The sequence below is a fragment of the Lysinibacillus halotolerans genome (assembly GCF_003711845.1).
Lineage (GTDB): Bacteria > Bacillota > Bacilli > Bacillales_A > Planococcaceae > Ureibacillus > Ureibacillus halotolerans.
On sequence record NZ_RHLQ01000067.1, the window covers coordinates 1 to 13,639 of the forward strand.

At 35.0% G+C, this 13,639-nt stretch carries 12 protein-coding genes, 1 pseudogene and 2 riboswitches; of the genes and pseudogenes, 7 read left to right on the top strand and 6 right to left on the bottom strand.

All coding sequences use genetic code 11. The features are described 5' to 3' along the window. The first annotated feature begins 596 nt into the window (after nt 1–596). The 3 genes from glmS to EC501_RS18530 all read left to right on the top strand — a co-directional run bounded on the left by glmS (nt 597) and on the right by EC501_RS18530 (nt 4,358). Nucleotides 597–2,402 carry a glutamine--fructose-6-phosphate transaminase (isomerizing) gene (gene glmS / locus EC501_RS16970; protein ID WP_122973535.1) on the top strand — a complete coding sequence of 602 codons (1,806 nt, stop codon included), beginning with the start codon at nt 597–599 and terminating at the stop codon, nt 2,400–2,402. Nucleotides 2,403–3,289: 887 nt separating this feature from the next. Next, nucleotides 3,290–4,006, top strand: a complete 717-nt coding sequence (locus EC501_RS16980; RefSeq protein WP_122973537.1) for a class I SAM-dependent methyltransferase — start codon at nt 3,290–3,292, stop codon at nt 4,004–4,006. A 175-nt stretch (nt 4,007–4,181) separates the two neighbouring features. Next, nucleotides 4,182–4,358, top strand: a complete 177-nt coding sequence (locus EC501_RS18530) for a hypothetical protein (RefSeq protein ID WP_174232716.1) — start codon at nt 4,182–4,184, stop codon at nt 4,356–4,358. Nucleotides 4,359–4,464: 106 nt separating this feature from the next. Here EC501_RS18530 and EC501_RS16985 read toward each other — a convergent pair whose 3' ends face one another. From EC501_RS16985 to EC501_RS17005, 5 genes are all read right to left on the bottom strand, one after another. After that, complete coding sequence (locus EC501_RS16985; protein ID WP_122973538.1) at nt 4,465–6,108, bottom strand: pyridoxal phosphate-dependent decarboxylase family protein; 1,644 nt, start codon at nt 6,106–6,108, stop codon at nt 4,465–4,467. A 220-nt stretch (nt 6,109–6,328) separates the two neighbouring features. Next, a complete protein-coding gene (locus tag EC501_RS16990; RefSeq protein WP_122973539.1) occupies nt 6,329–7,495 on the bottom strand; it encodes a methyl-accepting chemotaxis protein in 1,167 nt (388 codons plus the stop codon). A 49-nt stretch (nt 7,496–7,544) separates the two neighbouring features. Beyond that, nucleotides 7,545–8,255 carry a hypothetical protein gene (locus tag EC501_RS16995; protein ID WP_122973540.1) on the bottom strand — a complete coding sequence of 237 codons (711 nt, stop codon included), beginning with the start codon at nt 8,253–8,255 and terminating at the stop codon, nt 7,545–7,547. Between the two features lie 55 nt (nt 8,256–8,310). Further along, entirely contained in the window at nt 8,311–8,670 is a 360-nt protein-coding gene (locus EC501_RS17000; RefSeq protein WP_122973541.1) for a hypothetical protein, read from the bottom strand. Between the two features lie 120 nt (nt 8,671–8,790). Continuing rightward, nucleotides 8,791–8,877, bottom strand: a riboswitch (cyclic di-GMP riboswitch). A gap of 428 nt (nt 8,878–9,305) precedes the next feature. Beyond that, nucleotides 9,306–9,809, bottom strand: coding sequence for a DinB family protein (locus EC501_RS17005; protein WP_122973542.1), 504 nt, complete (start codon nt 9,807–9,809; stop codon nt 9,306–9,308). A gap of 171 nt (nt 9,810–9,980) precedes the next feature. Here EC501_RS17005 and EC501_RS17010 point away from each other — a divergent pair. Further along, nucleotides 9,981–10,444: pseudogene (locus EC501_RS17010) on the top strand (2-thiouracil desulfurase family protein). Between the two features lie 120 nt (nt 10,445–10,564). Next, the gene (locus EC501_RS17015) at nt 10,565–11,110 is read left to right on the top strand and encodes an RBBP9/YdeN family alpha/beta hydrolase (RefSeq protein ID WP_122973543.1); all 546 of its coding nucleotides are present in this window, start codon (nt 10,565–10,567) and stop codon (nt 11,108–11,110) included. 62 nt (nt 11,111–11,172) lie between these two features. On the opposite strand, the gene EC501_RS17020 is transcribed toward EC501_RS17015, so the two are convergent. Continuing rightward, on the bottom strand, nt 11,173–11,496 hold the full coding sequence (locus EC501_RS17020; protein ID WP_122973544.1) for a MazG nucleotide pyrophosphohydrolase domain-containing protein: 324 nt from the start codon (nt 11,494–11,496) through the stop codon (nt 11,173–11,175). Between the two features lie 195 nt (nt 11,497–11,691). Beyond that, nucleotides 11,692–11,871: riboswitch (cobalamin riboswitch) on the top strand. Nucleotides 11,872–12,120: 249 nt separating this feature from the next. On the opposite strand from EC501_RS17020, the gene EC501_RS17025 reads away from it, so the two are divergent. Both EC501_RS17025 and EC501_RS17030 read left to right on the top strand, forming a co-directional pair. Further along, nucleotides 12,121–12,333 carry a hypothetical protein gene (locus tag EC501_RS17025; protein ID WP_122973545.1) on the top strand — a complete coding sequence of 71 codons (213 nt, stop codon included), beginning with the start codon at nt 12,121–12,123 and terminating at the stop codon, nt 12,331–12,333. 124 nt (nt 12,334–12,457) lie between these two features. Further along, complete coding sequence (locus tag EC501_RS17030) at nt 12,458–13,501, top strand: M14 family zinc carboxypeptidase (RefSeq protein ID WP_122973546.1); 1,044 nt, start codon at nt 12,458–12,460, stop codon at nt 13,499–13,501. Nucleotides 13,502–13,639: the final 138 nt, after the last annotated feature.

Consider the following 13,639-nt stretch of genomic DNA (forward strand, 5'->3'; position numbering starts at 1 on the left):
TTAATTTTATCAGAAGTGGTCCTTATTTTTTATTTAAAATAATCAAAGCCGGTGAAATTTTACTTATCGTAAAATTTCACCGGCTTTTCATTTCAGAGGTGGGTTTTGTCCCATCCTCTTTTTTTATGAAAAAATAGGAAACTAGTAGATATGCGTGGATGATTGACGAATCACAGCATATTCTGTATGATGAAGAGGCTTGAAAAAATAATTAATTTTCAATTTACTTTTCAAGCGAGCGCAAAAGGAGGATTGGAAAAGCGCTTTATAAGTAATAAGGAAAACAATAATAGCGCCTGAACTAAGGAAATCGAACGGACTGCAATCCTTAGTTGACGAGGTGGAGGATTATCGAATTTTCGGCGGATACCTCCCGATCGCATGCCCGGTTGTTAATTTCGTTTCTAAAACAAAAAAGAAATTTTTTGGACAGCGAAACGAAAAGGCAAATAATCTAGGCAATATCGTTTTTTTATTTTTATTGCTTTTTAGTATGTTAAGGAATTAGACAGAATTCCTTTATTACTTCAAAAGCACTTGTATTTTTCATTGTCATTTTTAGTTAAATGGTATTGCTTAATCGGAGGAAAAAGAAAATGTGTGGAATCGTAGGATATAATGGTCAATTAGACGCAAAGGAAATTTTATTAAAAGGATTAGAAAAGTTAGAATACCGCGGTTATGACTCTGCAGGTATTGCGGTTCGTAACGAAGAAGGTATTACAGTTTTCAAAGAAAAAGGACGTATTGCTGATTTACGTACAGCAGTAGACGATGATGTAGATGCAACAATCGGTATTGGTCATACACGTTGGGCAACTCACGGTGTACCGAACCAATTAAATGCACATCCTCACCAAAGTGTTTCAGGTCGATATACATTAGTACACAATGGTGTCATTGAAAATTATCATTTATTGCAAAAAGCATATTTAAAAGGTATTACAATGAAATCCGATACAGATACAGAAGTCATCGTTCAACTTGTTGATTTATTTGCAAGTGAAGGTCTTTCAACTGTAGAGGCATTCCGTAAAACATTATCATTATTACATGGTTCATATGCTTTAGCATTATTGGATCAAGAAGACGAAGATACAATTTATGTAGCGAAAAATAAATCACCATTATTAGTTGGTGTTGGTGATGGCTTTAACGTCGTTGCATCTGATGCAATGGCGATGCTACAAGTAACAGATCAATTCATCGAACTTCGCGACAAAGAAGTTGTATTAGTTCACCATGATAAAGTAGAAATTTCAACATTAGAAGGTCGTCCAGTGGAACGTAAACCGTTCAAAGCAGAGCTAGATGCTAGCGACATTGAAAAAGGTACGTACCCTCACTACATGTTAAAAGAAATGGATGAGCAACCAAGTGTTGTTCGTAAAATCATTCAAGCATATAGCAATGCTGATGGTGAATTAACAATCGATGATAATATTTTAGAAGCTTTAAAACAAGCAGATCGTTTATATATTATTGCAGCTGGAACTAGTTACCATGCTGGTTTAATCGGGAAACAATATTTCGAAAAAATTGCTGGTATTCCAGTAGAAGTTCATATTTCAAGTGAATTTGGCTACAACATGCCACTTTTATCTGAAAAACCATTATTTATCTTCATTTCTCAATCTGGAGAAACTGCGGATAGTCGTCAAGTACTTGTAAGAGTGAAAGAAGAACTTGGTTACCCAGCATTAACAATTACAAACGTACCTGGTTCTACGCTTTCTCGTGAAGCGGACTATACGTTATTATTACATGCAGGTCCTGAGATTGCCGTTGCTTCCACAAAAGCATACGTTGCACAAGTTGCAGTATTAGCTGTTGCAGCCTATGTTGCTGGTAAAGTAGCTGGTAGAGAACTAGATATGGACTTAAAACAAGAGCTTGCGATTGCAGCTAACGCTATTCAAACAATTGTTGACTCTAAAAATGAGTTAGAACAAATTGCAGAAGATTATTTAAAAATCGCACGCAATGCGTTCTTTATCGGACGTAACCTTGATTACTATGTAAGTATGGAAGGTGCGTTAAAACTGAAAGAAATCTCTTATATTCAAGCAGAAGGTTTTGCTGGTGGGGAATTAAAACACGGTACAATCGCATTAATCGAAGATGGTACACCAGTATTTGCGGTTGTTTCGCAAGAACAAGTAGCATTAAACATTCGTGGTAACGTAAAAGAAGTTGTTGCGCGCGGTGCCAATGCATGTATCATTGCAATGGAAGGATTAGAGGAAGAAGGCGATCGCCTAGTTATTCCAAAAGTTCATTCCTTATTAACTCCACTTGTAACAGTTGTACCATTACAATTAATCAGCTACTACGCGGCATTACACCGTCGTTGTGACGTAGATAAACCTCGTAACCTAGCAAAATCTGTAACGGTTGAATAAGATAGTAGACTTTCCTTAAAATTATTATCTCCCTGTCTTATTCTTCTTCCCCATGCTAAAAAGTCGGTACCTACTGCTAAATTATTGGTATCCAAACGGCAAAGGAAGCGGGAGAGCAGCGGGCGTAACGATATGTATGTAACATTTTTTCTACTGTAAAATCAATCAAAATTCGAGGCTGGGTCCATTAGTGATCCAGTCTATTTGTTTTGTCCAATATCTCCTCAATCCCTTGACCTATAAGGGTTCAATCATCCTTTCTTAATTTCTCTTGTGTCTATTCTGTTGTTTTCCTCACTGTATAAACCCGTAGGGTTTCAGTTCTTTTTCGTGTATTTCTCAACGTGTTTTTTCAATTTTTTCTCTTGATTCTTCCCTCCATTATGGAAGAACTTTTTAACATTGTCCGAATATTCGATACAACCCAGAACGGAAAAAAGAGGTCGAAAATGGGGGTTTTGGGGAAGAACAATAAAGCAGAAGGAAGAGTTGAGGAGAGAAGAGGAAAGAGGGGTGGGGCTTAGAACCGCAAGGATTTGAGGGGAGTGAGAGAGGGGGGAAGGCGGGGAAGGACTTTTTGGCAGGGGAATAATTATAGATTTTTAAATTAAAATTACATTCCGAAGGTTTCTGGTACTTTTCTGGCAGACCTTCGGATTTTTTATATTCAAAATCGGTAGTATTGAAAAGTAATTAGGAATAAAATTGTAAAGCTATACTATTGCACAGTTATCCCTAGTAGATTACCATTATTAATGGAATGTTTTTAATAGCAAATGTGAAATAGACGAAGGAAGGTTGTTTCATAGATAAAGAATTAAAACAAACATGCAATAATTATTTAACTGAATGTTCTGTTTTCGTTAGGAAGAGGGGGAGCTTGCTTAATGATTCCATTAGTGTATGACCAAATTAATAGATGGGGCAAAGACGACGAATTCTTTTTAGCTCTGTTAAAAAAGATAAATGCGAAAAAATTAGCTGATTTAGGTTGTGGAACTGGAAGATTGACAACTCATTTTGCGAAAGCAGGCTATCATATTACAGCCATTGACCCGAATGAAGAAGCGATTGAATATGCGAAAAGAAAAGAGAATTCAGACAAAGTGACTTGGATTGTTGGGGATAGTACGAATTTAGAAACCAATGCATATGATGTCGTTATTATGACAGCGAATGTTGCACAAGTGTTTCTTACAGAGGAAAGTTGGCAGAACGTCATTTCAGATGTGCATCGTGCTTTAAAATCGGGAGGACACTTTATTTTTGACACTCGTAATCCATTAGCAAAAGCGTGGGAAGAGTGGGAAAAAGATGAAACACCTGATGTTGCAACGGATCAGGTGAGCGGTGAATTACTTGAAATTTGGACAGAATATGAAGGGTTCATAGACGATGTTTTTACATTTTATGAAACGGTAAAAATTGCACGTACAGGTGAAATAGTTGTTCATGAAAAAATGCAATTAAAATTTCGAACACAAGAAAACATCCATGAATCATTACAACAAGTAGGTTTTTCACGAATTCAAGCCTATGGAGATTGGGAGTTTCAGCAAGCATCTGCAGAAACGAAATCGTTTATTTTTCACAGCGTAAAATAAATAATGAGTTTTTATAAAATTTATTAAGAGAGGAATCCATCTTGATTTCAAAAGGATTCTTTTTTATTTGCTTTAAAATGGTCAATGATGAAACTTTGATATTTCTAATTCGTATATAAAGTAACAGGGTTTTAATCCAGGTTCGGAAAAAATATAACTTAAGGAGGAAACAAATATGTCTACAAATGTTATTACCATAGTAGCTATCGTTTCTATTGTTTTATGGATTGCCGTGTCCCGGGAGCTTACAAAATCTTCAAAAGAAAAGAACGGAAGAAGAATAATAACTTTAATGTCTGCAGGTTCCTTATCGACACTAATACTAACCATCTCACTTTTTCAAAATATTTAATTCTAGAATTTCGTATAAATGAAAAGTGTAGACAAGCATAACCCCGTTCTAATTTTAGGACGGGGTTAAAGTAACAGTAAAGTCGTTTGCATCATTCTTAATTTTGTTAGATTTTTGTTAACATACTACGTTTTGTTTTCAGAAAAATTTCTAGGTGTTCTTTTAAAAATGCAACATAACGATCGACCTCTTCGATGGTTGTATATGGAGAAATCGCAAAAAATTTGTGCGCATATATGGATATCGGATTGTTTGAGTTTTTTGCTTTCACAAGGCGCTGCTTCCTTGTATTCCCAAAGAATATAGTATCTCGGTCGGTACCAATTATCTCTGCAAACTCATCATTAAATTGATTAATTTCCATCATTTCTTCTACGGTTAAAAGTCCGTTCAATTCGTCATTCCATTTTTTCTCCTCAGGATAAAAACGAAATGTTGTAATCGGAGAAATCTCATTCGTGACCACCACATTGGAAATTTCTTTTGTTAATGTCTCTCTAAATGCAATATTAACACGAATATAGTTGGCTAAAAGTTCTTGATAGCCTTCGATTCCAAATGCTAATAACGAAGCATAAATGGACAAAGCACTTCCCATTCGCGAGCATTCGAGCGTATAGCCAGTATGATAACTACCATAACCTCGATTTCCAACATACGGCGTTTCCTCTGCATCTAAATCAACATATTTTAGATTTTCTCTATTTTTAATTAAAAATAGACTCGTTGTATATGGTGTTTGCCCTAATTTATGGAAATCAAAGACCATACTATCTGCAAGTTTAATCTGTTTAAATTTCTGTTGATAGGATGTTAAAACCTCATTCACTTTATCTTCCAATTGTAAGGGATTGCTTTCAAAATCGTACTGATTAAAGAACGTATACATCCCCCCCATAGCAGAGTCTGCATGGATATAAATTGGATCGATGTTATATGTACGTTCCATTTCTTCCGCTATATACTTAATGCCTTCAATGTCATCAATCCCAAATGTATCCGTCGTTCCCATTGTGGCAAGGATATAAAGTGGAACGCCGCCTTTTGCAATAACCTGCTCGATTTTTTCTTTTAAATCTTCTAGATTCATAGAATGATCCGCATTGGCTGTCACTCGAATCATGTTTTCTACACCAATCCCTGTTGCCTCTACAGATTTATAGAGACTGTAATGGGATAGTTCAGAACAGAAGCAATAAAGATTTTGCGGTATACCTTTTTGATTAGAAGATGGTGCGTAACGGGCAATGGCAAGACGTAAAGAGTTAAAGACAGCCCCTTGTCCTCCCCAAGTTGTATATCCTGCACTCATGTTTTCATCGTAGCCAACCAGTTTAGATAACATAGCAGTTACTTCGACTTCTGCTGTAGCCGCTGCTGGCCCCTCCACATCCCATAGATTATTCCCATTAACGAGTACCATTACTAAATTTCCAATGATACTCGCAATGGTCGGAAGTGGCGCTGCATTGGCTACATAGTTCCGATTGACGAACCGATGTCCTTCCACCAATTTTAGAAGCTCTTGTACGACATTATCCATCGACACACCGGATTTCGGAATTGCCGCTTTTTGAATGACGCGATTATAGTAATCTTCCGTGTACTCAGGCATTTCACCTAACGTTAGTTTGTTCGGATCTTTTAATTCATCAATTTTCGTTAAAACGGTGTTAAAGTAGGATAATAATTCTTCTCTTTGAAAGTCGTTCCCATCCATACTAGGGAACAATTTTTGTATTTCCTTCATGTAGTTACCTCCTTGCTGTTTATACTAGAAGTTGTTGTTATATTTCATGGAACATAGAATCCAATCGATTAACTCCTTGCGTTGGAAAGGTAGTTTGTTTTAGTTTTTGCCTTGCATAAAAATAAAGCTTCCCACAAGTTGCATTAACCTATGAGAAGCACTTTTATTTATATAAGTCAGCAAGGTGATTCTCTTGATATTGCTATATTGAGTTTATATATTAACTCACTTTAGCTTCTACAGTTTCACCAACATGATCCGAGGCAAATAGTAATTTGTTTACATTATTTTTTAACTCGATAAGATTTTGAGCTTCCTGAACAAGTTGTTTCATCGTATGCAATTCATCATCATTAATTTCGATTAGTTCCTCAAACATTTCAACAGATTCTCGAGAGATAGACGCTATTTCAACAATTGTTGCCATGATTTGTTGAGTAGCAGAAGATAATTCTTCTGTACTTGCAGAGGAATTTTCATTATTCTCAGCAATAATTTTTGTAGTAGATAGAATTTTTTCAAACATGGTTCCAACTTCTACAATCGTCATATTTGTCTCTTTAAACTCTTCCGTTCCCTGTTTCATTGACTTAACGACTACTTCAGTTTCTTCCTGTATATTTTTTACAATATTTGATACTTCAGAAGAAGACTGACGTGTTTGTTCTGCTAGTTTTCGAACCTCATCGGCAACAACTGCAAATCCTTTACCATGTTCACCTGCACGGGCAGCTTCTATTGCCGCATTTAATGCCAATAAATTAATTTGTTCTGAAATTTCCGTAATCACTTTGACAATAAGGCCGATTTCGCGAGATTTTTCTCCAAGTTTATTAATGGCATCAAATGTTGTATTTACAGTTTGATTAAACTGTTCCATTTTTACTAAGGAATCCTTTAGCTTCTCGTTTCCTTCTTGAGTTAACTCCAATGTAGCGTTCGATTGTTCCGAAATTTGATTTGATCGCACGGATAGATCATCAATCGCTTGTGAAATTTCTTCCATAGATGCGGCGCTTTCTTCCGTAGCAATTAATTGTTTTTCTAATCCTCTACCTACCTCATCAATTGCTGCTCGAACAATATCCGCTTTCTCAGATGCATATTCACCGATTTCTGCGAGATTTTCTCCTCTATCCTGTACATCCTTTGAAAAGGAAATGAATTTTTCCCTTACATTACTGAAAAACTCCGTTAGTTGATTAATTACAGGATGATTAGAACTTTTGTCATCAATGTTGATGACATTACCTGCTGAGACTTCTTTCATTGCATTGATAATTTCTTTATTAACATGGGGTGTGTGTTTAAGCGAATAATATTTGTAAGCAAAATACACCGATACCCCCAATAAGATTACAATTATACCGAGCAAAATAGCTTCCATAATAAACAAATCTCCTAACTCCTATTATTGTTGAATTAGCAATTATATTTTATAGTTCTCGAATAATGATATATGTTCCATCTGCTATATTTGCAGGAATACCATTTAATTTGCTATTGTCTTCATATTTATGAACAATATAATTTCCTTGTAAATCTTTATATTTTTTCATATTATGATATTTTTCCATTACGCGTAACGACTTCATGTTTGTCGCTTCACCTAAAACACCCTTTAACCCTTGTGCTGTTGCCTTTGCAATCAATCTATTTCCTAATTGCTGGATAATTTCATGACGGTCGTGTTCAGCGATTACTCCTAACATAAATAGGTGTAATAGCTCTCCATCTTCAAGATCTTTTCCGTTCCGTTTTTTATAATCTTCCATGAAACGCTTATCCACATCTTCAAGAACACGAAGAATGACATTCATATCATAAAAAGAACCTTCAAAAATATCTTCACCGATAATTTCTGGTGCATTTGTATCTCCAGCTAGAACACCTACAACGTTATGATGAATATCTTGAGCAACTGCGCAATATCCTTGCTCAACTGTGGAGTCTAAATATTCCTTTGTAAAATTATAAAAATCGTCATATGCTATATTTAATTGACCTACCATTGGTTCTTGAACCCATTTTCCTGAAACATCTACCCCGATGAAAGTACGAGCTAGACACTCAGCCGCTTTTTGAATTAAGTCTGGTTGTTCCTTCGTTAAAATTTCATATGTATATAACTCTTGTGTTGTTTGCATTGAGGATCTTCCTTTCAAATTGAAAATTTAAAAAATTTCTTTCAATCGGAACGTATTATTGCACTTTATCGATAAACGTACCTGTGAAATCGATTCTTTCAAGGGCATTTCGGATTTGTACTTGAGCAATTTTAGATTTAGGTTTTACTACAAGGACATTTTTAAATCCTAGGCTAGAATAAAATTGCATTGTTTGTTCTAATTGCGGAACAACCTTTGAAGGGACAGGTGTTTGGTGAGTTCCATCGACAACAAACGTATATTCATGTCTTGGTACTTTATTAATGGTATCTTGTAAATCGACCATATAACCTTCTGCATCTTCTTCTCTCATTAATCCGATTACCTGCACATGAACTTCCTTCGCCACTTCATTAATGGCCATTTTATATTTCTTTTTATCAACCACTATCATCTTACAAACTCCTTTTTTGTTATAATCTACTACTTAACTTTTGCACATTTTCTTTCGTAAAAGTGCAATAAAAAACTATCCTAAATATAGATAAGGATAGCCAAATAAGTATTAATTAAGATTGGCAACCCGACTATCTTTACCCAATAGGATTTTAGACTCGTAGCTTTGCGTCCCTACCTTTCGATAAGTTTGCCTTTTTCAGTTTTTAAGAAATAGCACTAATATCACACTCCATTGTATTACTATTACATTATAAATTAATTGAAAATTTTTGTCGAACTGGTATTATTGTCTTTTTGTAAATTTTCATAATACTGCGTCCTTTATACTATTAATTCGTAAATTTCGTAAGAAAAGATAAATGTTATTTTTTCTACTAATAGAAGAACGACAGAAAAACAACAAGAGATTTTACTGTATGATGTGCAAGGCTATACAAATTTGTAAGGTGCAAATGGTTAAAATAAGGTAAATATCCTGAAGTTTAAGTGAGAAATGTAAAAACGGATTATTTAATAGGGAAGGAATGAAGAGGTTAATCAAACTAAAAGGTAAAATGGGCCATCTACTTATCTAGATGGCAAATAACTCTCAATTGCGTTTGCTTAAAACTAAAAGGAGATCCTATCGCACTACATCGGTGGAGCTTCCATACCATATTTTGTCCATTCCTCTTTTGACGGACCATAAATGCCTGGAACAACTAATCCTGCTTGTCTCATTAGAACGGTCATTTGTCCTCGATGGTGGCTTTGGTGTTGGATTAAAAACATTAACAGTGAACCGATGGGAATTTGTTGACCTAAAAAATTAATCACTTCATTCATTGTATGGTCAGTCCAATGACTTTTTAATGCCTGTAAGAATGCACTATTAGCTTGTTTATAACTATCTGCTATAAATTTAGCTGAAATAGGAACCGGATAGTCATTATTAGGGGCTTCGAACGTTAAGTTTGTATTTGAAGTAATAATACGAATAGCAGTAACCGTATGCCAAGCAATTCGGCCTAATGTCCAATTTTGTGATGTTATTTCCTGTTTAAGAGATTCATCCGTTAAATGATTAAGTATTCTTTGTGTAGCATCAGCTTCAAACTCCCAAGATCTCAAAAAATGGTCTAATGTTTGGAACATAACCTTCCTCCTAAAATAGTAGTTTTCACTTCTATGCATCTATAATTTCATTATATTCTCCTTAAAATGGAAAAAGACTTATGCTTAATCTATTGGATTAACCAATCAAATTTCAAACAAATAACTTTGTAGTATAATACGATAAAGTCTTTATATGGGGTGGGGAAAAAGATGATATTAGTTAGTTCGTGTTTAGCTGGAAACCCAGTAAGGTACAATGGTACGTCATGTTCGGATAGTACAATTCAAAAATTAATCGATGATCAGAAGGCCATCCCTATTTGTCCAGAGCTATTAGGAGGTTTTGAAACACCTAGGGAACCAGCTGAGATTATTAACGGTGAGGTTTTGATGTTTTGGCAGGAAAAGCAAAAGTGATGGAACGCTCTGGGAATGACGTCACCGAATTATATTTGAAGGGTGCTAGAAAAACCCTTGAGATAGCAAAAGAAATGAAAGCTACATATGTAGTGTTGAAAGTATTTAGTCCATCATGTGGTAGTCAAAAAATAAATAACGGAAAGTTTATTGGAGAACAAATAAACGGAGCGGGTGTAACAACAGCGTTATTAAAAACGAATGGTATCAGTGTTATATCTGAACTAGAGTTAGAAAAATTAAAAGATGAAATTTAATAGCAATATTCTAGCAATCGTTACTAGTATTAGCATTTTAAAATTTCTTCGCTATTACTCCTTTGGATATATCCCTATCTGGAGGGGTGTTTTTTATTAAATTAAAAGGAGAATCATTCTATGAATAAATTATATTTAATCGATGGTTATGGAGGTTCGCCAGAAATAAATTGGCTATCTAACATTGGACAAAAATTTAAGGATGATTTTGATATTCACATTATTCCATACACAGATCCTACCGAAGCTAATGTAACGCAATGGGATTTTGATTTGGAAAGGGGAATTACAACCCCTGAAGATGCTTATTTTATATGTCATAGTTTAGGGTGTGTTACGTTCTTAAGATACTTACAACGACATCATGTAAAAGTGAAAGGAGCCATTTTAGTTTCTGGTTTCGTAGAGGAGGTTGAAAATTTCCCACAATTTCAACCTTATTTCAAAAACCTAGATGAAGGTTGTTGGAAAGATTTGATTGGGGATGCTTATGTCATTTCTTCTAAAACGGATCAAATTATTCATTGGAAACTAACATATGAACTATCTAATTTGTTGGAATGTCCATTTATTTTATTACCAATTGGTGGACACTTTACATCCGGAGAAGGAATCGTTAATATGCCTGTTGTTGAGAAGTTAGTGAAGGCTAACTGGTTAGGTTAATACTAAGGAAAAAACGCCTCTTTAGAATGTAACTTTCTAAAGAGGTTTCATTATGTAAATAGTCATTTTAATAGTTTATACCGCTTATCTAACTTATCACGATGGGACTGGAAAACATCTTCTAAAGAAATATCGTATTTGTTAGCAATTACAATAAGATTGCCTAATACATCTCCGAGTTCTTCGGTTAATTCTTGTTTTTGCCGTTCTAAAGTTCCATTACTTTCATCAGGTCGATCTCTTCCAATTTCAAGTGTTCGAATTGCCCGTGCAACTTCGCCCGTCTCCTCAGCTAAAAAACCGATTCGAATAAATATATCTAACTCTGACCATCCTCTTTTTTCATAATAGACTTTAACCCATTCTTGAAATTCATTCACATTCATAACTAAATACCCCCTTCAATAACCACAATATTTTCAGCATATCAGAAAACATGAATAATGGGAAAAGGCTGTTAGTGCCAAGTATTTAAACGCCTGCAACATTATCCATACGCTATATGGAGAAGGTACTCATTTTCAAAACAATAGTTTGAATATTTTAATCCTTTTGTTTTTTAGGTATAATATATAGTAATTACATAACGTGTAAGAATAGGTGCTTATGAGAATAAGCTTAAAAGGGAAGCTTGGTGAAAATCCAACACTGTCCCGCAACTGTGAATTCGGAGCAAATCAATAGATGCCACTGTGTAAATGGGAAGGCGTTGATTTGTGTTGATGAGAAGTCAGGAGACCTGCCTAATTCTAGTACACACCAAATACCTACGTGGAAATAGGTGGTGTTCTGTGCGAAATTGAACGTAAAAAAAATCGGTTTTTTTACGCTTTTTAAGTATGCATAGATAAGTCCAAAGCTATTTCTGAACTCAGGAGTAGCTTTTTTATTTGGGTTATGTAAAAAAGGAGGCTTATCAGATGGATGTTATTAGTACGGTAGTAGGTTACCAGTATATTTGTGGAACTCACAGGAAAGAAAGTTTTATGGTATGAAAGGGAGTGGGAGAAATGCCATCACATTCAATAGCTTTTTATGAAGAGCAATTTAAAGTATATATTATGGAGAATATGCTCGGCGAGAAAACAGAGACGTTAAAGGATTTTCTCCTCCAATTAATCGATGATCATCAAAATGATTATAAAGAAATTAATTATGCTTATTTAAAGGTAAAGAAGGAGTTATTGGGCACCAAAGATAATATTGAAAATGGTAAATTATGATAAAGGGACTATATTTAGTAATAAATAATGATAGTTTTCCTCTATATACATTCAAAGTAATGATAGATTATATTAATTTATGAATAATATAAATATTCAGACTTTTGAATGTGGAGGGGTTAAGATGAAAAAGAAATTGTTTGCACTATCGTTAACGGGAATGATGACATTAGGAGCTGTTGCACCATCTGCGTTGCCTGTTTATGCTGTCGGTGAAGGACCAAACTATAATGGAAACGAATCGATTCAAACTTCTAATCTATATACTTACGAAGAAATGGTAAAATACTTGAAAACCCAAGATGCAAAACAAGAAGCAATGGAGCTTGAAGTTATTGGTCAAACAGTGAAAAATAGAGATATTTATTTAGCAAAATATATGACTGACCCAAGCAATCCAACTGTACTATTTTTAACTCAACAGCACGGAAATGAACAATTAACAACTGAAGGTGCTTTAGAGTTTATTAAGCATCTTGGTACAAATAAAACAAAGGGTGTTCTTGAAAATGTAAATGTTCTTATTGTACCGATGTTAAATGCGGATGGTGCAATGGGTGATGTAAACTTTTCCCTTGAAGATTACGTGGCAGATGGCGGACGTCATTTAACACGTTATAATGCAGTGGGGACTGACTTGAATCGAGATCATGTTGATAAATTACAACCTGAAACACAAGCACTACACGAAAATGTGCTACAGAAGTATGATATTGATTATATGATCGACCTTCATCATCAAGGTACTGAATATGAACGAGATGGAGAATTAGTATCTGGTTCAATGCTCTATCCGACAAACGCGAATGTAAAACCAGAAGTGTTAGAGAAATCCAAAAAACTAGGTGCAGTCGTATTCAACGCTGTTGATTCAACGGGTTGGGGTCATATTGGCAAATATAATGGTGGTAGCGGCGAAAATATTGGCCGTAACGGTGCAGCGGTCCAATATGATATAGCGACGCTGTTATTTGAAATGCGCGGAATGTCTGATCATGAGGATCCTTCACGAGTAATCGGTCAAAAAAGTAATGGTTATTTAATTAAACAAACGGTCACGACGTTGGATGCCACTGTTAGAGCGGTCGCAGACGGTTCAATTGAAAATGCAGATATTAGTTTCTGGGATACATTAGATACACAAACTCAACGACCTTCTGAAGAGTAATTGTGAGTTGAATAAGCGAGGATGGGACAAAACCCACCTCTGAAATGAAAAGCCGGTGAAATTTTACGATAAGTAAAATTTCACCGGCTTTGATTATTTTAAATAAAAAATAAGGACCACTTCTGATAAAATTAAGTC

What these genes read in the sequence shown, in the direction of transcription:
- EC501_RS17015 (WP_122973543.1), top strand. Translation starts at nt 10,565, where the DNA reads ATGAATAAATTATATTTAATCGATGGTTATGGAGGTTCGCCAGAAATA.
- EC501_RS16985 (WP_122973538.1), bottom strand. Translation starts at nt 6,108, where the DNA reads ATGAAGGAAATACAAAAATTGTTCCCTAGTATGGATGGGAACGACTTT.
- EC501_RS16990 (WP_122973539.1), bottom strand. Translation starts at nt 7,495, where the DNA reads ATGGAAGCTATTTTGCTCGGTATAATTGTAATCTTATTGGGGGTATCG.
- EC501_RS17005 (WP_122973542.1), bottom strand. Translation starts at nt 9,809, where the DNA reads ATGTTCCAAACATTAGACCATTTTTTGAGATCTTGGGAGTTTGAAGCT.
- EC501_RS16995 (WP_122973540.1), bottom strand. Translation starts at nt 8,255, where the DNA reads ATGCAAACAACACAAGAGTTATATACATATGAAATTTTAACGAAGGAA.
- EC501_RS17030 (WP_122973546.1), top strand. Translation starts at nt 12,458, where the DNA reads ATGAAAAAGAAATTGTTTGCACTATCGTTAACGGGAATGATGACATTA.
- glmS (WP_122973535.1), top strand. Translation starts at nt 597, where the DNA reads ATGTGTGGAATCGTAGGATATAATGGTCAATTAGACGCAAAGGAAATT.
- EC501_RS16980 (WP_122973537.1), top strand. Translation starts at nt 3,290, where the DNA reads ATGATTCCATTAGTGTATGACCAAATTAATAGATGGGGCAAAGACGAC.
- EC501_RS18530 (WP_174232716.1), top strand. Translation starts at nt 4,182, where the DNA reads ATGTCTACAAATGTTATTACCATAGTAGCTATCGTTTCTATTGTTTTA.
- EC501_RS17025 (WP_122973545.1), top strand. Translation starts at nt 12,121, where the DNA reads ATGCCATCACATTCAATAGCTTTTTATGAAGAGCAATTTAAAGTATAT.
- EC501_RS17000 (WP_122973541.1), bottom strand. Translation starts at nt 8,670, where the DNA reads ATGATAGTGGTTGATAAAAAGAAATATAAAATGGCCATTAATGAAGTG.
- EC501_RS17020 (WP_122973544.1), bottom strand. Translation starts at nt 11,496, where the DNA reads ATGAATGTGAATGAATTTCAAGAATGGGTTAAAGTCTATTATGAAAAA.